An 18,288-nucleotide genomic window follows, 5' to 3' on the forward strand; every position below is an offset into this window, starting at 1 on the left:
GCTGGTTGGTCGCACTTCCATTCCAGCCGGATACGCCGCCTTCCTCAATCCCCCCGTACACCACTTTTGACAGTAACTCGCAATCGGATCATGGAGCGCGAATGCGACATCCTGATTCCGGCGGCGCTTGAGGGCGCGATCCATCGCGAGAATGCACCCAGCATCCAGGCCCGCCTGATCGCGGAGGCTGCGAACGGACCGGTGACCTTCGAGGCCGACCGCATCCTGCAGGACCGCGGTATCACCATCCTCCCCGATGTGTTCGTCAATGCCGGCGGGGTCGTGGTCTCGTACTTCGAGTGGGTGCGTAACCTCGCCCATATGCGCTTTGGACGGCTCGAGCGGCGCTACGACCAGTCCCAGGGTCAGCATCTGGTCACTGCGATCGAGATGTCCGCGGACCACAAGCTGCCGGACTGGATACGCGAGTCCATCGTGCGCGGCGCAGAGGAGATCGACCTCGTGCGTTCCGGCCTCGACGACACCATGCGTGAGGCCTTCAGAGAGATGTACGAGACCCGCGAGGTGGAGAGCAATGGGGAGGTACTGGATTACCGCACAGCGGCCTATCTGATTGCCCTGCGCAAGATCGTGCGGGCCCGCAGTGACCTGAAGCTGATTTGACGGACGTCCGGGCGCCGTCGGCCCGGTCAGCCCCGCTCCGCCTCCGAGGCCAGCAGTTCCTGCAACCAATGGCCGCCGCGGTCCGCCTTGGTACTGAGATAGCGCAGGTTGTGCGGATTCAGCGTGCCGTGGACGGGCTCGCGGGCCACCACCCGGATGCCCCCAGCGCGCAGCGCCTCGATCTTCGCGGGGTTGTTCGTCAGTACGCGCACCGTGTCGATGCCGAGAAACTCCAGCATCTCCACGGCCGCATCGTAACGGCGTCCATCAGCCTCGAAGCCCAGTTGGCAGTCGGAATCGATCGTGTCCAGACCCGCCGTTTGCATCGTGTAGGCGCGCAGCTTGTTCGCCAGGCCGATACCCCGCCCCTCCTGGGCCAGATACAGCAGCACCCCGCCACCACTCTCGTTGATCGTCTTCACGCCGAGGCGCAGCTGATCGCCGCAATCACAGCGCAGGCTGCCGAACAGATCGCCCGTCAGGCAGGCCGAATGCAGCCGTACCGGAACGGCATCCGGCCACTCGTTCGGCTCGCCGATAACCACCGCCACATGTTCCAGGATCCCGTTTCCCTCCCGGAACAGCATGAACCGGGTCACGGGGGCATCCGCGAGGGGTACCGGCGCCTCGCTCACGTAGGCCAGCTCAAGGCGTGGGTGATGCGCAACCGCCCGTGCCTCGCGCTCGCCCACATCCAGAAACATCCCGTCGGCGAGCGCCGAATGGATGGCCTCGGGTACCGGTTCGGGCACTCGCGCCGATACGACGGCCGGCAGCAGACGACCGGCGCGGGCCAGCTCCAGCGCCGCGACTTCCGCGGGCTCGGCGGGACGAACCTCCGCCTGATCCAGGGCATGGGCCGGGTGCTCCCCCTCGTTCGAGGCCTCCGGGGCACTGGCCAGGGTAAACAGGGCCTCCGGGTCAGTTCCGGGCGCAAATTCCAGCGCGACGCCTTCCCAGCCCTCGGCCAGCGGTTGCGGCCAGCCCATTGCGGACGCGCGGTGGGGCGTTAGAATCAGACGTGGGCGACCGCCGGTCATATGCGTCAGGCGATCCAGCAACACCGGGGTCAGACCTTCAACGGCGGCTACCAGTACACTGGATTGCTCGCCGCTTAGCAAAACCGGATGGCCCCGGCGAAGGTCGAAAATCCCACGATCGGCGTTGTGCATCAGGTCCTTCCCAATGGAGTGTTTCTTATGACCAGCCCGCAGGACGCGAATTCCACCTTGTCCAGCCGCGACCCGTCGCCCCTGTTTCCCCCAAGCCTATCGCATGTGCCCCTGGAGGGTCGCGAAACCCGGGTTTTTCAGGCATGACTGCCTATCCGGTGACCGAGGAAGAGGCCTGGCGCTGGCTTCTGGCCCAGCGTGCCGATCCGGGCTGCTGTCCCCTGCCCGGCCCCCTTGCCCCCGCGGCGCACGACCTGCTCGAGCTGTACGGCCCGATCATCGAGGCGGAGAGTATTACCGTAGCGCAACTGGGCCAGAGCCTCGACGGCCGTATCGCGACGCAAAGCGGGCACTCCCAGTACGTGACCGGCCCCGAGGACATCGAGCACCTGCACCGCTTGCGTGCGTTGGTGGACGGCGTCGTGGTGGGCGCGGGCACCGTGGTCGCCGACGACCCGCGTCTCACCGTGCGCAAGGCCGAGGGCGTCCATCCGGTACGTGTCATCCTCGACCCGGACGGTCGCATACAGCCCAACGCCCGCGTCTTCCAGGACGGCGAGGTGAAAACGCTGGTCGTTCACGCCGAGGGCCATGGCCCCTGCGATATGCCCGACAACGTCGAATGCATGGTGATGCCCGTCGATGCCGATGGCCGCTTTGCGCCGCCCGCGCTCCGCGACCGCCTGGCGGCCGAGCATGGCCTGCATCGACTGCTGGTCGAGGGCGGAGGCCGGACGGTGTCGCGCTTCCTCGCCAGTGACACCCTGGATCGCCTGCATCTGACGATCGCACCGATGCTGATCGGTTCCGGGCGCCACGGCATCACTCTGCCCGAGATCGACACCCTCGATCAGGCCCTGCGCCCACCCTGCCGCATCTTCCGACTGGGTGGCGACACCCTTTACGACCTGGACCTGCGCAGCAAGCCCTGAACGTTTCAGGGCCGCTCGCCGCAGCGCTCAAAGCGCCCCGGGTAGCCTGGCGCCTGGCTAGGCGAGGTTGTCGCGGATCGCTCGGGAGACCGCGTCCAGCTCCGCCGGGACCTTGGTCGGCTGGACCACACTCTGTGCGATGGCCGTGTCGGGATCCTTCAGACCGTTACCCGTGAGGGTGCACACCACGGTGGAACCCTCCCGAATCTTGCCCTCGCGGATATCGCGCAGGGCACCGGCCAGCGAGGCCGCCGACGCGGGCTCGCAGAACACGCCCTCTTTTTCGGCCAGGAGCTTCTGAGCAGCCAGGATCTCGTCGTCCTGACACTCGTCGAACCAGCCGCTGGATTCCTCGCGCACTTTCCAGGCCATGTCCCAGGACTGCGGGTGTCCGATGCGGATCGCCGTGGCCACGGTGTCCGGGTCGTCGACCATCGCCCCGCGCATGAACGGCGCGGAGCCCGCCGCCTGGTAGCCGACCATGTGCGGGCGATTGCCCACCATGCCACCACCCGCGTACTTGCAGTGGCCCTTGCAGTAGGAGCAGGCATCGGTCACGTCGTCGCTGCTCTTGGCGGCCATTTCGCTGTAGCCGATCCAGTGCGCGGTGATGTTGCCCGCGTTGCCCACCGGCAGGCAGTGATAGTCCGGGGCGCGGCCCAGTTCCTCGACGATCTCGAAGGCGGCGGTCTTCTGGCCCTGCAGACGATACGGATTGACCGAGTTCACCAAGGTCACCGGCGTGTTGGAGGCGACCTCTTTCACCAGGCGCATGCCATCGTCAAAGTTGCCTTCAATCTGAATCACGGTGGCGCCGTGCATCATCGCCTGCGCCAGCTTGCCCATCGCGATCTTGCCATCGGGGATGACGACGAACGCGGTGATCCCGGCCCGGGCCGCATAGGCGGCGGCCGCGGCGGAGGTGTTGCCGGTGGAGGCGCAGACAATCGCGCGCGAGCCCTCTTCCACAGCCTTGGTGACCGCCATGGTCATGCCGCGATCCTTGAACGAACCGGTCGGGTTCAGGCCCTCGAACTTCACGTAGATCTCGACCTCTCGCGCCAGATCGCGCGGGATGTTGTTCAGGCGGATCAGCGGCGTGTTGCCCTCGCCCAGCGAGATGATGCGCGTGTCGTCGTGCACCGGCAGGCGGTCGCGGTAGCGCTCGATCAGTCCGGTATAGCGGTGTCCAAAGGCCATGGGTGTTCTCTTTGTCGTTGCGAAAGGAGAGGCTTTAGCGCCCCAACCCTTCCATGCGGATGCGGGTAATTGGGGTCAGCAGGTGGTCCAGTGCCTCGAGCGCGGCGATCGCCTCGTTCATCGCACCCTCTCGGACCTTGTGCGTCAGCATGATGATCGTGGCCTCGCCGCGCTCCGGATCCGGCTCGCGCTGCAGAATCGCTTCGATGCTGATGCCGTGCTCGCCCAGGATGCGGGTGATATCGGCGAGCACCCCCGGACGGTCCTGGGTACGCAGGCGCAGATAGAACGACGTCTCCACCTCGGACAGATCCAGCACTGGCTTGTCCGACAGGGCATCCGGCTGGAAGGCCAGATGCGGGACCCGGTTCTCGGGGTCCGTGGTCAGGGCACGCACGACGTCGACCAGATCGGCCACCACCGCGGAGGCGGTGGCCTCGGCACCGGCACCGGCTCCGTAGTACAGCGTCGGGCCCACCGCGTCGGCATTGACCAGCACCGCGTTCATAACCCCGTCGACGTTGGCGATCAGCCGACGTTCCGGGATCAGCGTCGGGTGCACGCGCAGTTCGTAGCCCTTGTCGGTGCGCCGCGCAATGCCCAGATGCTTGATGCGGTAGCCCAGTTCGGCGGCGAAACCGACATCCTCGCGGGTGATGTTGCTGATCCCCTCGACCGCCACCCGGTCGAACTGCAGCGGGATACCGAAGGCGATGGACGCCAGGATCGCCAGCTTGTGGGCAGCATCGATGCCCTCCACGTCGAAGGTCGGATCGGCCTCGGCATAGCCCAGTGCCTGCGCCTCGGCGAGCACATCGTCGAAGTCGCGGCCCTTGTCACGCATCTCCGTCAGGATGAAGTTGCCAGTCCCGTTGATGATCCCGGCGAGCCACTCAATCTGGTTGCCGGCCAGGCCCTCGCGGATGGCCTTGATAATCGGGATGCCCCCAGCCACCGCGGCCTCGAACGCGACCATGACGCCCTTTTCCTGGGCGCGCTGGAAGATGGTGTTGCCGTGCAGGGCGATCAGGGCCTTGTTCGCGGTGACCACGTGCTTGCCGGCGTCGATCGCGGCCAGCACCAGGTTCAGCGCCGGATCGGTGCCCCCCATCAGTTCGACGACGACCTCGACCTCCGGGTCGTTCACGACCGCCGCGGGGTCCGTGGTCAGGCGGATCTGCGAACAGTCGCAATCGCGCTCACGCTCGATATCGCGCGCGGCGGCCGCGACCACCTGGATACCACGGCCTGCCCGGCGCGCGATCTCGATTCCATTACGGTCCAGCACATTGACGGTGCCACAGCCAACCGTACCCAGCCCCAGGATTCCAATCTTTACCGGCGTCATAAAAGCCTTGTCTTGTCTGCGTGCGGGCGCTACCGCCCGAATGAATGCCTGATTGCTATTCGCCTCGAGCCGGCTCGGCCGACTCGGTGGTCGCATCCGCCAGGATCGAGTCGGCGCGGAACATGGCCTTGATCCCGCGCAGGGCCTGCCGCGTGCGCTGCTCGTTCTCGATCAGGCTGAAGCGCACGAAGTCGTCGCCGTAGTTGCCAAAGCCAACGCCCGGCGAGACCGCGACCTTGGCATCACGCAACAGCTTCTTGGCGAACTCGAGCGACCCCATCTCGCGATAGGGCTCCGGGATCGGCGCCCAGACGAACATGGTCGCCTTCGGCTTCTCCACATGCCAGCCGAGCTTGCCGAGTCCCTCGCACAGCACGTCGCGGCGAGAACGATAAAGCTCGCGAATCTCGTCGACGCAGTCCTGGGGGCCCTCCAGCGCGGCGATCGCAGCGACCTGGATCGGCGTGAAGGTGCCGTAATCCAGATAGGACTTGATACGCGCCAGGGCGGCCACGAGCGTCGGGTTGCCGCACATGAAACCGACGCGCCAGCCCGGCATGTTGTAGGTCTTGGACAGGGTATAGAACTCGACCGCGATATCCTTCGCACCCGGCACTTCCAGTATCGACGGAGCCTTGTAGCCATCGAAGCTGATCTCGGCGTAGGCGAGATCGTGCACGATCCAGATGCCATGCTCCTTGCAGATCGCTACGACCCGCTCGAAGAAGTCCCGGTCCACACATTGTGTGGTCGGGTTGGCCGGGAAGTTCAGGATCAGCATCTTCGGCCTGGGCCAGGAATCCTGAATCGCCCGCTCCAGCTCGGCGAAGAAATCGACGTCCGGCGTCAGCGGCACATGACGGACGTCCGCCCCGGCGATCACGCAACCATAGGGATGGATCGGATAGGCGGGATTCGGAACCAGCACCGCGTCCCCGGGCCCCAGGGTGGCCAGCGCCAGATGCGCGAGACCTTCCTTGGAGCCGATGGTCACGATCGCTTCGGTCTCCGGGTCCAGGTCCACATCGAACTCGCTCTTGTACCAGCGCGTGATCGCCCTGCGCAGCCGTGGAATGCCCTTGGACACCGAATAGCGATGCGTATCGCCGCGCTGGGCGGCCTCGCAGAGCTTGTCGACGATGTGGCGGGGGGTCGGCTGATCCGGATTGCCCATGCCGAAGTCGATAATGTCCTCGCCGCGGGCACGCGCCTCGGCCTTCAACTGATTCACGATGTTGAAGACGTAGGGCGGGAGGCGCTCGATACGGGGAAAGACGTCGGTCACAGGTCAGGTCCTGGTTGGGCCAAGCGAGCCGGCAGCAGGTCGGGGGAGACGCCGCGGAATCCCCTTGAATACCGTACCGGAAAGCGCGCCAAAGTATAACCCGGGCCCGCCTCTGTCAACGAATCGGGCACCAAACTGGCCACCCTGCAACTGCCTGATCTTGAGCCTGCCTCGCGCCCGGAGTAGCGTGTAGCGCATGCTGTTTTCAGAAGTCACCAGCGAAGAGTCCTACATTGTGACCGGATACGAGTCGGGCGCCGTGGGAATCAATCAGGTCGGGTACACCCGCAGCCTGATCGTACGGCCGAATGCGCTGCAGCAGGACTGGCCGGTCGATACCATCGATGCGCTGGCGGTCGAACACCTGCAATCCGTGATCGATCATCCCCCGGAGGTCCTGCTGATTGGTACCGGCGAGGTACAACGCTTTCCGGACCGGGTCGTATGGCGCCATTTGCGCAGCGAAGGATTCGGCGTGGAGATCATGGATACCGCGGCCGCCTGCCGGACCTACAACCTGATCATGGCCGAGGGTCGCGAGGTGGCGGCCGCCTTGATCATCGACGGCGGCGACTGAATCCGGCCTCAGGGCGCATCGCCATCAGGAATTGGGCAGCACTTCGTCGCCCTTCATCCCGCGCGATTCAAGCAAACGCCGCAAGCGCTTCAGGGCATCCATCTGAATCTGGCGCACCCGCTCCCGTGTCACGCCGATCTCGGCCCCCACCTGCTCCAGGGTCGAGCGCTCGAATCCATGCAATCCGAACCGTCGCACCAGCACCTCGCGCTGCTTGTAATCCAGTTCACCCAGCCACTCGTCCACCAGGTGCTGAATGTCCTGATCCTCCAGCAGCGACGACGGCTCCTGTGCATTCACGTCCGCCAGGATATCCGTGAGGGAACGCTCGCCGTCCGGCCCGGGCGGCAGGTCCATGGAGGTTGAGGGCTCGGACATCGCCCGGAGTTTCTGGATGTCGGCCACGGGCTTGCCCAGGCGCTGGGCCAACTCTTCCTCGGTGGGATCGCGACCCAGCTCCTGGGTCAGGTTACGGGCGATCCGCGCATGCATGCGCAACTCCTTGCTGACATGCACCGGGATGCGAATCGTGCGCCCCTGGTTCATCAGGGCCCGCTCAATCGTCTGGCGGATCCACCAGGTCGCGTAGGTCGAGAAACGAAAGCCGCGTTCGGGATCGAATTTCTCCACGGCGTGCATCAGGCCCAGATTGCCCTCCTCGATCAGATCCAGCAGCGGCAGACCGCGATTCAGGTAACGCCGCGCGATCTTCACCACCAGCCGAAGGTTGCACTCGATCATGCGTCGGCGCCCGGATTCATCGCCATCGCGGGCCAGGCGCGCATACTTTCGCTCTTCTTCGGGGGTCAGCAGCGGCCGGTATTCAATGTCACGCAGGTAGATCTGGATGGCGTCGAGCTCGGCCGGGCGGGCATCACGCAGTGTTCGGGGACGTACCGGGACATCCTGTTCCGGGGACAGCTCCTTCTCGTCTTCCGGGGCCGGGACATCATCGACCTCCTCGGGACTCTCTTCAGTCGCCAGAGGGTCGCGGGTCGCGCCGAGGTGTTCGGCAGGATGCTCCTCACCCGACAGGCCGGTTCCCTCATCCATCAGGTGTTCGTCGTCCAGTTCCGAATCGACCGGCTTCCGGGATTTAGCCATGGATGCCCTGTACTCCCTTTTCTGTCTAGCGATCCGGCAGGTATCGGGTCGGATCCACGGGTGTTCCGTCTACCCGTATCTCGAAGTGCAGCATTGGGCGCTCCGCGCCCGATGAACCCAGACGCGCGATCGTCTCGCCGGCCTCGACCTGATCCCCTTCGGAGACCAGGAGCTCGTCGTTATGGCCATAGGCGCTCAGAAAGCGCGCGTCGTGTTTCAGGATGATCAGTCGACCATACCCCACGAGGCCGCCACCTGCATAGACCACCTCGCCGGACCGCGTGGCTCGCACCTCGTCGCCACGCTCCCCACCAATCGCGAGCCCGCGTCGCGTTCCGCTGCTGGAGAAACCGCGCAGGACGTCACCATCCGCCGGCCACCGCCATCCACCCGGATCGTCTGGCGGGGGATCCGAGCGCGCGGCTTCCCGGGAGCTACCGCTATCATTGTCACTGCGGCTTGCGGTCGTGGGTTCCTGGCGCTGCTGACGCGGGGCCTGTGGCGGTGACGAGCGCGCCGCCCCGCGCAGGCGCAGTTCCTGCCCGGGGTAGATGATGTAGGGGGCGCTGATCGCGTTGCGCTGGGCCACTTCGCGCCAGTCCAGACCGTAGCGCTGGGCAATGCGGTATAGGGTTTCTTCGCGTTGAACCGTGTGGGTCGCAGGCACCGGACCACTGGCGCGCGATGCCTCGCTGGTACCGCTGGGGGCCCGCGTGGCACAACCGCTGATCAACGCCACGACCAGTCCGGCGAGGGCCGCCAGCATGAGCGTTTGCAGGAATCGCCGACTCAAGCCGTCATTCCATCAGCAACACGATCACCATCGCGCCCAGCAGCACGATCACACCCGCCCAGCCAATACGCTCCATATAGGGCCGCAGGTGTTGCTCCGCTCGAGGTCCCGCCCAGGCCATCACGAAGGCCACCAGGAAGAACCGCAGCCCTCGCCCGATCAGCGACGCAATCACGAACGGAATCAGGGCCATCGACAAGGCCCCGGCGGTGACCGTGAACAGCTTGTAGGGGATTGGCGAGAACCCCGCGATCAATACCACCCAAACGCCCCAGACCGCGAACCAGGCCTCGGCCTGCGCGAGCTCGGCGCCGTATCCCCAGCGTTCCAGCCATGGTCCAATCCATTCAAACGCGGCCCACCCGATCAGATAACCCAGCAAGCCGCCCAGTACGGAGAAGATCGTCGTCAGGGCGGCGAGGCGCCAGGCCGCCCGTGGCCGCGCGGCCGCCATAGGCGCCAGCATGACATCCGGCGGCACGGGAAAAAAGGAGGATTCGGCAAACGACAGTGTCGCCAGGTAGCGCGGGGCATGGCGGTGGCGGGACCACTGCATGACCCGATCGTACAGCGGCTCAAACAGTTTCATGCCGATCTCTGGTGGCTGCAGACATCACGCCTGGACATCCGCGTACCTCACTGCTCGGCCCCGGGCAACATGGGAACGAACATGACCGCATCCAGAATGTCGCGCACATAGGCCTCGTCGGTCCGCGTATAGCGCACCAGTTGCTGGCGCCCGTCCGGCCCCTCCACCGGTGCTACGAGGCGGCCATTGAGGGCCAACTGTGTCAGTAGGGTCTCCGGAACGTTGTGCGGTGCGGCGGTCAGGATAATGCCATCGAACGGTGCGCGCTCGGGCCAGCCTTCCGCCCCGTCGCCGTGCCGCAGGTTGACGTTGTTGATCCCCAGGCGGCTCAACAGCTCCCGCGCATTCCGGCTGAGCGCCTGAATGCGTTCGACGGAGTAGACGCGGTCCACTAGCTTGGCGAGAACGGCCGCCTGGTAGCCGGACCCGGTGCCAATCTCCAGCACAGTGCTCACAGGACCGCCCTCCAGCAAGGCCTCGGTCATGCGCGCAACAATAAACGGCTGCGAGATGGTCTGACGATGCCCGATCGGCAGCGCGATATTCTCGTAAGCCCGATGGCTCAGCGCCTCCTCGACAAACAAGTGGCGAGGGACATCGCGAACGGCCTCGAGTACCCGGCGATCATGGATACCCTGGCCTTCCAGCACGCGGATCAGTCGTTCTCTTGCCCGACCCGACGTCAAACCGGCCCCGCGTGCATCAGGAACCATGGTGGCTCCCGGGCGTTGCATCCTCGAGCCAGCGGCCCACCGTATCGATGGCGTCGTAACGCGTTAAGTCCACCTGAATAGGAGTCACCGACACATAGCCCTCTCGCACCGCATGAAAATCCGTACCCGGGCCGGCGTCCTGTTCCGAGCCTGCCGGGCCCACCCAGTAGATCGGCCGCCCACGTGGGTCGGTATCCGCGATCATCGGCTCGGCCCGGTGCCGGTTGCCCAGGCGTGTCGCCTGCACGCCCCGAATCTGTTCGCGCGGCAGATCGGGGACATTGACGTTCAGGATCGTCGCTGCCGGTAGCGGTACGCGATGAATCCGGTCCAGCAGATCCAGCACGATACGACCGGCCGCGTCGTAGTGTGTGAAGTCCGTGCCTACCAACGAGACCGCAATCGCCGGCAAACCCAGGAAGCGCCCTTCCATCGCGGCCGCGACGGTGCCGGAATACAGCACATCGTCGCCCATATTGGCACCGGAGTTGATCCCGGAGATTACGAGATCCGGTTCCCACTCGCCGAGCAGGCCGGTCAATGCGAGATGCACACAGTCCGTCGGCGTCCCGTCCACCTGAATCCCGTCATGCCCCACGTCCCGTGCCCGCACGGGGCGTACCAGCGTCAGGCTGTTGGACGCACCACTGCGGTCACGATCCGGCGCCACCACGCGCACCTCCGCGACTTCACGCAGACATTTGGCCAGGCACTGGATGCCTGGCGCATGGATACCATCGTCGTTGCTTACCAGAATGCGCATGCGGATTGGGGTCGCTGGGAAGTGGCCTAATATACTGGATTCGGAATACCGAGCGCGGTCAGGAACCTCACCGTTTGCATGAGGCTCTTCTCCGTCCACATCACGGAAAACGCGAGTATCCTGCCATGAACTCCGGTGATGATCCCAACGACATGCCCGATGACGCGGACGAATTCCTGCGCGCGATTGGCGATGTGCGACGCCTGCACCATGACCAGGCCGACACCGGCAAGCCGCGCCCCCCTGCCCGCGCGCACCAACGCGACCGCGACGAGGCCGCTGCGCATTCCGACTGGCTCAGCGATCCGATCGGCGCCTCCGACCTCCAGCCGGGTGACGAACTGCGTTATGCCCGCGACGGGATCAGCCACCGCATCTTTCGCAAACTGCGTCATGGCCATTACCGCGTGGAAGATGAGCTCGACATGCACGGCATGTTCGCGGACGAGGCACGACAGGCGATCGGGCAGTTTCTCGATCAGGCCCGTGCGGATGGGCGCCTCTGCGTCCGTGTGGTGCATGGCAAGGGCATGCGCTCGCGGCAAAAAGGGCCCGTGCTGAAGGGACTCACCGATCACTGGCTGCGCCAGCGCCACGACGTACTGGCGTTTTGCTCCGCACCGCCCGCCGATGGTGGCACCGGTGCGGTGTATGTGCTGTTGAAACGACTGAAAACCACGCGTTAGCGCGGCGTTACACCGCTCTACTGCTATACTTCAGTCACATATTCCCATTCGCTGATTTTTGGGATTAGACTGGTTCCAGGTAGGGGTTCGACGTGGGACTGGTTCACATTTTTCCTATACCAATCCTTGCAATCCCCGACAATCGATACCATGCTCTGTACAGGTCTTGTACAGCTCTATGGGACGCAACGGACACTGCATTGGGAGGTCCTGTTCATGAAGAATTGGAAACTAGCCCCGATCGCCCTTGGCCTGGCCGCGTTCGTCAGCACTAGCGGACACGCCCTTGGCGACGATCACGCAAAAGAAATGACCGAAGAAGAACTGCAAGAGCGCATCGCCGACACGCGAGCAGCGATCGAACAGTTCGCAAGCACCCTCCAGGGAGAGCTGGTCGCCGCCATGGAAGAAGGCGGACCGACCCAGGCCATTGAGGTCTGCAACCAGCGGGCACCCGAAATCGCGGACGAGATTGCGGCCGACACCGGCTGGGAAGTGGGTCGCACGAGTCTGAAGATTCGCAACCCGGACAACAGCCCTGACGAATGGGAGCGTATCCAGCTGGAGCACTTCCAGTCCCAGCATGCCGACGGCACCCCCGCCAACGAGCTTGCCCCGCGCCACGAGGTGGTCGAGGACGAGGATGGTGCCCGCTTCCGCTTCATGGCGGCGATTCCGACCGGCGGCGCCTGCCTGGCCTGCCACGGCTCGGACATCAGCAGCGACGTCAAGCACGCCCTGGAGCGCCTGTACCCCGACGACCAGGCCACTGGCTTCAGCGAGGGTGACGTGCGTGGCGCATTCTCGATTACACAAGAGATGTAAGCGCCAAAGGGTCACCGTGAGGCCGCCTTCGGGCGGCCTTTTTTATGGTTCATCGAGCATTACCGGGGAATGCGGCGCGGATTTTGAGGAAGAAGTAGTCCTGGTCGCGGTAGCCGTAGGCGCGGCGCTTGATGACCTTGATGGTGTTGTTGATGCCTTCGACGACGCTGGTGTTCAGCCGATGCCGGCAGCGCGAGACGATGCCGGGGAGATAGGGCTCCAGCAACCGCGCGAAGCGCTGCAGGGCATGGATGCCGCTCTCCTGTGCCTGTTGTACCCAGTGTCGCCAGGCCTGCCAGGTCTGTTCCGGACGGCGCTGGAACCAGAGCCGCTTGAGCTCGTCGCGTAACAGATAGACTGTCAGCAATGCCTGGTTGGCTTGCAGCAACTCGTCCAGGTGGACCGCTTGGCCGGCGTTCAGCGACGCCCGGTTACGCAGCAGCAACCAGCGGCTGGACTTGATCACGCGACGGGCCCGACGGTCCTCGCCCAGACGCTTCGCCTCGTCGACGCGCACCCGGTCGATGACCTCGCGACCGTACTTGGCCACCACATGGAACAGGTCGTAGACGATCTCGGCCCGGGGACACTGCGCCCGGATCTCGAGCTCGAAGGCCGTGGTCATGTCGATCGCCACCGCCTCGATGCGCTCGCGCACGCCTTCGGGGAGTTGCTCGAAGAAGGCCCGAGCGGTCTCGCGCGAGCGGCCTTCCCCGACCCACAGCACCTGGCGCCGGATCGGCTCGATCACCACCGTGGCATAGCGGTGGCCTTTGTGCAGGGCGAACTCGTCCATCGCCAGATAGCGGATCGACGCCCAGTCCGGCTCCAGCAACGAAGCCGCCAGCCGATGCCGGTCCACCGTCTTCACCGTATGCCAACCCAGGCCATAGAAGGCCGCCACCGCCTGGATGCTGGCCGAACGCAGCAACTGACTGCAGGCATCCGCCAGACGGTTGGTCAGCCGCTGATAGCGCCCCAGCCAACTCAGCCGCTCCAGCTGCGGACCACCGCAGTGCTCGCACCACACCCGGCGACGCGGCACCACCAGCACCACCCGGTACTCGAACAGGGGAAGATCCCGAACCCGCCGCAGCGTCGTCTCGTGCACCTGACGCGTCCGGTGGCCGCAGCGTTCGCAGTGCATCCACTGCCGCGTCGGCTTCAGGTGCAACTCCAGCGTGCCGCCCGCCTCGTCCGGCCATACCGCACGTTCCAGCCGATAGCCTTCCCAGCCGCCCAGCTTCTGCAGCGTCTTCTTGTCCAGCATCCCCCTCTCCCGTGTCCAACCCGGCTCCACGCGAGATTACGATGCCCTTCAGCGCACGAATACCTCCCCGGTATCCTTCGATGAACCTTTTTTATGCGTAACGTCCGACAATCGCCCGCGTGTGCGGCCATTCGTGCTATGTTCGAGACGCAGCCTCAACCCAAAGCGGACATCACCCTCCGACGACCTCGTCCGCTCACCAGAACACGAAATCAGACCGAACCATGACGCGAACGATTGATGCCGAACTGCTGGCCCTCGCGGTAGACGCCTCCAACGACGGCGTTGTGATCGCTGAACGCGAAGGCGACGACAACATCCTGATCTATGTCAATCGCGCGTTTGAAAAACTAACTGGCTACCGCTCGGAAGAGATCCTCTATCGGGATTGCCGGTTCCTCCAGGGCGACGATACCGACCAGGAAGCACGTACCGAGATTCGCGCCGCGATTCAGGAAAACCGGCCTTGCCGGGTCACGCTGCGCAACTACCGCAAGGACGGCTCCCTGTTCTGGAACGAGCTTTCGCTCACGCCCGTGTTCAATGACGAAGACCATCTGACCTACTATATCGGCATCCAGAAAGACATTACCGCGCGCATCGAGGCCGAGCAGCGGGCCGAGAAAGCCGAGCAGAAACTACAGGACACCAAGGCTCGTTCCGCCTGAGTGCGCAGTCCTGAGCGACGGACCAAACACTAGTCAGTGTTTCCGTAAGCCGTATCCTTGTTCGGTACGCTGTCCATGACGGCATCGAGAATGCTGGTCGCGTACTCCCCGTGGCCGAGGGCGATCTCCAGACGCAGGTCACCCCCCAGCCATTCCCAATCAAGTGACGCGGGAAGTAGCCGCAGCGCCCGGCGGGCCGGTTTCATACCCTGAGCCTCCAAGCCCGATGCCAGGGTCTCGAATTGGCGAGCGCACTCCGCCTCCCGACGGCGCACCTCGCCCGTCGTTAGCGGGTCGCCGCGGCCCCATAGGGGGCCTGTCGGGTGGATCACACCCTCGGACAGACGCTGCTCGATATCGACCGTCACCTCGGGAACCGGAAAGACGCTGCCCGACCCCTGAAACGTCGCCACGTCGCCGGGCAGAAACCGTGCCCAGGTATCGTCGGCTACCCGTTCTGCCAGCGCGACATTGAAGATTGCGGAGCGCGCCGCAGAGAGCAGCAGGCTGCGCTGATTACGACCCCGTGGCGCCCTCCCCCCGCTTAGCCATTGCTCGGCCTGTTCCAGGTTGCGGCGGCCGAACCGTTGCTGACCGAAGTAATTCGGGACCCCCTGCTCCCGGATACGCCGAAGGATCTGCTCCGCCATATCGCGATCGCCTGCAACGCCCCTCAGCCAGACGACAAAACGGTTCCCCGCGAGGTGTCCGGTGCGCAGCTTGCGCGAATGCCGCTCGGCCCGCAGCACTCGGGCCTCGCCCTCGGCGTCCTTGCCCAGGCGTTCCATCAAGGTCGCTGGAGTTTGCCAATCCGGTTCGGCAGTGGCCGTGCACTGCACGCTGAACCACTGCCGCGTAACGGCCTGCCGGTCCTTGCGCCCGGCATAGCTCACCTGGCCGCGCGGTACCCCGCAAGCCCGCGCCAGCGCGACAGCGACATCCTCGGTGTTGAGCAACCGCTTTTCGATCTCCAGCCACAGGTGCTCGCCGTTGCCTTCGGGCTCGGTCGCAGGAAGCTCGAACACGCAGAAATCCTCCGGGGCCTCTTTCATGCGCCCGGTAATCGGTGGCGACCACGGATATGCCGGCGTCATGGACCCTCCTCTCGCGGCTTGGGCGGCGCGGCAACGTTATCCCGCAGGTAAACCGGCTGCGCCTGTTCGGGCGGAATCGCCCCGCCTCGCTCCCAGGCATCCACGGCCAGCACGGCGACCTCGCGCGCCCGCGGCAGTGCATCCGAATAGAGCCGCTCCTCGCTCAGGCCGCTGCGTTCGACCAATTCAGGATAGGCAGCGAATCCGGAACCGATGCCCCGATCCGGTGCTCCGCGCCAGGCGGGCAACACCTGACCGGGTACCGAAACCTGCTCCGGCGCTGCCTGCGCACGCCCTTCGACGACCGGATTCAGACTCCAGTACACCTCGCCCATACGGGCGTCGAGAGCCGCGAGGATCTCAACCGGTGGAGTGTCGGGTTGCTCGCTGACCAGTTGCTGCGCCAGCGCCTGCAGGGTCGATATCGGGACCACCGGGCAATCCAGGGCAAAGGCCATCCCCTGTGCCACACCCAGCCCCAGCCGGACCCCCGTGAACGCTCCGGGGCCACGGCCGACGGCAACGGCATCCAGGGACGAGCGGGCGATCTCCGCCCGGGCCAGTAGCTCTTCCACCTGCCGGAGAATCAGTTCGCCATGCTGGCGTGGGGCGCGGACCTCGATACTGTCCAGCGCCCCATCCACCCACAACGCGGTGGAACACATCTCGGTGCAGGTCTCGATCGCGATCAGTCGCATCCGACACGCTCCCGGGCCGTCGCAAGAAACTGCAGGGCCGCGATCGGGTCCCGCGTCCGATAAAACGGCGGAAGGCTGGCCAGGAACCGGCGTCCATAAGGCTTTCCGGTCAAGCGGGGATCACAGATCGCGAGGATGCCGGCATCATCCGCATCACGAATCAGGCGTCCAGCCCCCTGCTTCAGGGCCAGCACCGCCTGCGGCAGGCTGAACTCCATAAACGGCGAGCGTCCTTCGGCCTCCAGGGCCTGCGCGCGGGCCTGCAGCACGGGGTCATTCGGCGCCGCAAACGGCAGCCGATCGATAATCACCACCGACAGCGCCTCGCCGCGGATGTCCACGCCCTCCCAGAAACTGTGGGCCCCCAGCAACCAGGCGTTCCCGCTCTCGCGAAACCGTGCCAGCAGGTCGTTGCGGGGCTGCTCGCCCTGTACCAGCAGCTCGCGGTCCGGCAGCTCGGCCCGTAACAGTGCCGCTGCCTCCTGCAGGGCACGATGGCTGGTAAACAGAAAAAACCCGCCGCCCGGGTTGTCGCGCAGCAGGGGCCAGGCCCAGGCGACACAGGCGCGCGTGTAGTCGGGGCTGTTCGGGTTGGGCAGCGGTGGCTGCGGATGCACCAGACAAGCCTGCCGGGCGAAGTCGAAGGGACTCTCGAGGCGTTGCTGGGCGACGTCCACGGGCAGGCCCAGACGGCGCGAGGCGTGGGTGAAATCCTCTCCAACCGCCAGTGTGGCCGAGGTAAAGACCCATGCGGCGGGGCGCGCGGCCCGCCGTTGCGCCAGCGGGCGCGCGGCATCCAGCGGCGTCCTGTGCAGGATCAGGCTCTGCGCGAAGCGCTCAACCCAGGCCACGGTATCCGGCGTGTCCTCCCGCCAGCCCTGCAGGCGTTCCCGCATCAGGAGTACACGCCCCTGCACCTGCTCGAGCCCGGGCCCGCGTTCGGTGGCCGGCGCCAGCGCATCGCTCAACGCGCGCAGGGCCTCGTCCAGTTCCTCAAGCGATGGATCCACCTGGCCCTTCTCGTTCACCACGTCCCAGGCGGCGCGCGGTTCCATGCCCTGTGTCGCCTCGAGCAGCTTCTTCACTACGGTCTCAAGTTCGACCGCAGCCTCGCGGATCATGACCATCTCCGGGGCGGCCTGCTCCTGCTCCCGGCGCACATCGCGCGCCAGGTCGCGTAACGCACGGCTCCCGACGGAAACGCCAAAGAACGCCCCGGCAATCTCCGGCAGCTGATGGGCCTCGTCGACGATCACGGCATCCACCTCCGGCAGAAGCTCGCCGAAGCCCTCTTCCTTCAGCGCCATATCGGCCAGCAGGAGATGGTGGTTCACGACTACGATATCGGCATCCTGCGCGCGTTTGCGCGCCTGCACCACGAAGCAGTCGTTGTACTGCGGACACTCGCCGCCCAGGCAGTTGTCGACCGTGGACGTTACCTGTGGCCAGAGGGGCGAGTCTTCGGCCAGAATGCCGGCCTGGCCCAGATCGCCGGTGGGATGGGTGCGCGCGAACTGCCGCAGTGCCTCGATCACGGGCATGCGCTCGCGCTGGGCGCTCCGTTGCGTCTGCCCTCCGGCCTCGGCGGCCGCGAGTTCCAGGCGGTAATGGCACAGGTAGTTGGCGCGGCCCTTAAGCAGTGCGGTGCGCGGGCGATAGCCCAGCGCCTCGCATACGGTCGGCAGATCCCGCTCGAAGAGCTGATCCTGCAACGTCTTGGTCCCCGTCGAGATCAGGGCCTTGCGGCGTGCCTGCAGGGCCGGCACCAGATACGCAAAGGTCTTGCCCACCCCCGTGGCGGCCTCGACCAGCAAGGCGGTGGGGGCCTGCCCCAGGGCCGACTCCACGGCCACTGCCATGCGTTGCTGCGGCTCGCGTGGACGAAACCCATGCAGGGCCTCAGCCAGATCGCCCCCGGGGCTCAGCGCGCGCACCGCCGCCGAACCG

General features: G+C 65.4%; 18 protein-coding genes and 1 pseudogene. 6 read left to right on the forward strand and 13 right to left on the reverse strand.

All coding sequences use genetic code 11. From position 1 onward, the window contains the following. Positions 1–81 precede the first annotated feature (81 nt). Positions 82–624 (forward strand): annotated as a pseudogene (locus TK90_RS06435) (glutamate dehydrogenase); the annotation flags it as partial. Between the two features lie 26 nt (positions 625–650). Here the strand turns inward: TK90_RS06435 and ribA are convergent. Continuing rightward, complete coding sequence (gene ribA / locus TK90_RS06440) at positions 651–1,796, reverse strand: GTP cyclohydrolase II RibA (protein WP_012982675.1); 1,146 nt, start codon at positions 1,794–1,796, stop codon at positions 651–653. 143 nt (positions 1,797–1,939) lie between these two features. On the opposite strand from ribA, the gene TK90_RS06445 reads away from it, so the two are divergent. Beyond that, on the forward strand, positions 1,940–2,728 hold the full coding sequence (locus tag TK90_RS06445; RefSeq protein WP_012982676.1) for a dihydrofolate reductase family protein: 789 nt from the start codon (positions 1,940–1,942) through the stop codon (positions 2,726–2,728). Positions 2,729–2,785: 57 nt separating this feature from the next. Here the strand turns inward: TK90_RS06445 and thrC are convergent, their stop codons facing one another. The 3 genes from thrC to alaC are packed head-to-tail and all read right to left on the reverse strand — an operon-like array spanning position 2,786 to position 6,561. Then, a complete protein-coding gene (gene thrC / locus TK90_RS06450) occupies positions 2,786–3,928 on the reverse strand; it encodes a threonine synthase (protein WP_012982677.1) in 1,143 nt (380 codons plus the stop codon). 34 nt (positions 3,929–3,962) lie between these two features. After that, entirely contained in the window at positions 3,963–5,276 is a 1,314-nt protein-coding gene (locus TK90_RS06455) for a homoserine dehydrogenase (protein WP_012982678.1), read from the reverse strand. A gap of 55 nt (positions 5,277–5,331) precedes the next feature. Beyond that, entirely contained in the window at positions 5,332–6,561 is a 1,230-nt protein-coding gene (gene alaC, locus TK90_RS06460; protein WP_012982679.1) for an alanine transaminase, read from the reverse strand. A gap of 196 nt (positions 6,562–6,757) precedes the next feature. Between alaC and TK90_RS06465 the strand changes: the two genes are divergently transcribed. Further along, a complete protein-coding gene (locus tag TK90_RS06465) occupies positions 6,758–7,138 on the forward strand; it encodes an Mth938-like domain-containing protein (RefSeq protein ID WP_012982680.1) in 381 nt (126 codons plus the stop codon). Between the two features lie 24 nt (positions 7,139–7,162). On the opposite strand, the gene rpoS is transcribed toward TK90_RS06465, so the two are convergent. Genes rpoS through surE form a run of 5 tightly spaced genes read right to left on the reverse strand, consistent with a single transcriptional unit; the run spans position 7,163 to position 11,100 of the window. Then, positions 7,163–8,242 (reverse strand): RNA polymerase sigma factor RpoS, encoded by a 1,080-nt coding sequence (gene rpoS / locus TK90_RS06470; RefSeq protein WP_012982681.1) that lies wholly within the window; start codon positions 8,240–8,242, stop codon positions 7,163–7,165. Between the two features lie 25 nt (positions 8,243–8,267). Then, positions 8,268–9,008 (reverse strand): peptidoglycan DD-metalloendopeptidase family protein, encoded by a 741-nt coding sequence (locus TK90_RS06475; protein ID WP_012982682.1) that lies wholly within the window; start codon positions 9,006–9,008, stop codon positions 8,268–8,270. A 31-nt stretch (positions 9,009–9,039) separates the two neighbouring features. Further along, positions 9,040–9,624 carry a YqaA family protein gene (locus tag TK90_RS06480; RefSeq protein WP_012982683.1) on the reverse strand — a complete coding sequence of 195 codons (585 nt, stop codon included), beginning with the start codon at positions 9,622–9,624 and terminating at the stop codon, positions 9,040–9,042. Between the two features lie 47 nt (positions 9,625–9,671). Beyond that, a complete protein-coding gene (locus TK90_RS06485; RefSeq protein ID WP_012982684.1) occupies positions 9,672–10,337 on the reverse strand; it encodes a protein-L-isoaspartate(D-aspartate) O-methyltransferase in 666 nt (221 codons plus the stop codon). Continuing rightward, positions 10,327–11,100 (reverse strand): 5'/3'-nucleotidase SurE, encoded by a 774-nt coding sequence (surE, locus tag TK90_RS06490; RefSeq protein ID WP_012982685.1) that lies wholly within the window; start codon positions 11,098–11,100, stop codon positions 10,327–10,329. Before surE ends, TK90_RS06485 begins: the two co-directional genes overlap by 11 nt. A 125-nt stretch (positions 11,101–11,225) precedes the next feature. Between surE and TK90_RS06495 the strand changes: the two genes are divergently transcribed. Beyond that, positions 11,226–11,786, forward strand: a complete 561-nt coding sequence (locus tag TK90_RS06495) for a Smr/MutS family protein (RefSeq protein ID WP_012982686.1) — start codon at positions 11,226–11,228, stop codon at positions 11,784–11,786. Positions 11,787–12,002: 216 nt separating this feature from the next. Beyond that, entirely contained in the window at positions 12,003–12,611 is a 609-nt protein-coding gene (locus TK90_RS06500; protein ID WP_012982687.1) for a DUF3365 domain-containing protein, read from the forward strand. Between the two features lie 49 nt (positions 12,612–12,660). Here TK90_RS06500 and TK90_RS06505 read toward each other — a convergent pair whose 3' ends face one another. Then, positions 12,661–13,881, reverse strand: coding sequence for an ISL3 family transposase (locus tag TK90_RS06505; protein ID WP_012981499.1), 1,221 nt, complete (start codon positions 13,879–13,881; stop codon positions 12,661–12,663). Between the two features lie 224 nt (positions 13,882–14,105). On the opposite strand from TK90_RS06505, the gene TK90_RS06510 reads away from it, so the two are divergent. Next, a complete protein-coding gene (locus TK90_RS06510; RefSeq protein ID WP_012982688.1) occupies positions 14,106–14,549 on the forward strand; it encodes a PAS sensor domain-containing protein in 444 nt (147 codons plus the stop codon). A 29-nt stretch (positions 14,550–14,578) separates the two neighbouring features. Here the strand turns inward: TK90_RS06510 and truD are convergent, their stop codons facing one another. Genes truD through TK90_RS06525 form a run of 3 tightly spaced genes read right to left on the reverse strand, consistent with a single transcriptional unit; the run spans position 14,579 to position 18,275 of the window. Beyond that, positions 14,579–15,643: a tRNA pseudouridine(13) synthase TruD gene (truD, locus tag TK90_RS06515; protein ID WP_012982689.1), complete on the reverse strand. Its 1,065-nt coding sequence runs from the start codon at positions 15,641–15,643 to the stop codon at positions 14,579–14,581. Beyond that, complete coding sequence (gene tsaB, locus TK90_RS06520) at positions 15,640–16,341, reverse strand: tRNA (adenosine(37)-N6)-threonylcarbamoyltransferase complex dimerization subunit type 1 TsaB (RefSeq protein WP_012982690.1); 702 nt, start codon at positions 16,339–16,341, stop codon at positions 15,640–15,642. The genes truD and tsaB overlap by 4 nt, the downstream gene beginning before the upstream one ends. Continuing rightward, a complete protein-coding gene (locus tag TK90_RS06525; protein ID WP_026148259.1) occupies positions 16,332–18,275 on the reverse strand; it encodes an ATP-dependent DNA helicase in 1,944 nt (647 codons plus the stop codon). The genes tsaB and TK90_RS06525 overlap by 10 nt, the downstream gene beginning before the upstream one ends. Between the last annotated feature and the right edge of the window lie 13 nt (positions 18,276–18,288).

This window comes from Thioalkalivibrio sp. K90mix (assembly GCF_000025545.1).
Lineage (GTDB): Bacteria > Pseudomonadota > Gammaproteobacteria > Ectothiorhodospirales > Ectothiorhodospiraceae > Thioalkalivibrio.

Excerpts from the sequence above, each read along its gene's own strand:
- tsaB (WP_012982690.1), bottom strand. The coding sequence starts at position 16,341 with ATGCGACTGATCGCGATCGAGACCTGCACCGAGATGTGTTCCACCGCG.
- ribA (WP_012982675.1), bottom strand. The coding sequence starts at position 1,796 with ATGCACAACGCCGATCGTGGGATTTTCGACCTTCGCCGGGGCCATCCG.
- TK90_RS06480 (WP_012982683.1), bottom strand. The coding sequence starts at position 9,624 with ATGAAACTGTTTGAGCCGCTGTACGATCGGGTCATGCAGTGGTCCCGC.
- TK90_RS06510 (WP_012982688.1), top strand. The coding sequence starts at position 14,106 with ATGACGCGAACGATTGATGCCGAACTGCTGGCCCTCGCGGTAGACGCC.
- thrC (WP_012982677.1), bottom strand. The coding sequence starts at position 3,928 with ATGGCCTTTGGACACCGCTATACCGGACTGATCGAGCGCTACCGCGAC.
- TK90_RS06475 (WP_012982682.1), bottom strand. The coding sequence starts at position 9,008 with ATGCTGGCGGCCCTCGCCGGACTGGTCGTGGCGTTGATCAGCGGTTGT.
- TK90_RS06465 (WP_012982680.1), top strand. The coding sequence starts at position 6,758 with ATGCTGTTTTCAGAAGTCACCAGCGAAGAGTCCTACATTGTGACCGGA.
- TK90_RS06455 (WP_012982678.1), bottom strand. The coding sequence starts at position 5,276 with ATGACGCCGGTAAAGATTGGAATCCTGGGGCTGGGTACGGTTGGCTGT.
- TK90_RS06500 (WP_012982687.1), top strand. The coding sequence starts at position 12,003 with ATGAAGAATTGGAAACTAGCCCCGATCGCCCTTGGCCTGGCCGCGTTC.
- TK90_RS06495 (WP_012982686.1), top strand. The coding sequence starts at position 11,226 with ATGAACTCCGGTGATGATCCCAACGACATGCCCGATGACGCGGACGAA.
- surE (WP_012982685.1), bottom strand. The coding sequence starts at position 11,100 with ATGCGCATTCTGGTAAGCAACGACGATGGTATCCATGCGCCAGGCATC.
- rpoS (WP_012982681.1), bottom strand. The coding sequence starts at position 8,242 with ATGGCTAAATCCCGGAAGCCGGTCGATTCGGAACTGGACGACGAACAC.
- TK90_RS06445 (WP_012982676.1), top strand. The coding sequence starts at position 1,940 with ATGACTGCCTATCCGGTGACCGAGGAAGAGGCCTGGCGCTGGCTTCTG.
- TK90_RS06485 (WP_012982684.1), bottom strand. The coding sequence starts at position 10,337 with ATGGTTCCTGATGCACGCGGGGCCGGTTTGACGTCGGGTCGGGCAAGA.
- truD (WP_012982689.1), bottom strand. The coding sequence starts at position 15,643 with ATGACGCCGGCATATCCGTGGTCGCCACCGATTACCGGGCGCATGAAA.
- TK90_RS06505 (WP_012981499.1), bottom strand. The coding sequence starts at position 13,881 with ATGCTGGACAAGAAGACGCTGCAGAAGCTGGGCGGCTGGGAAGGCTAT.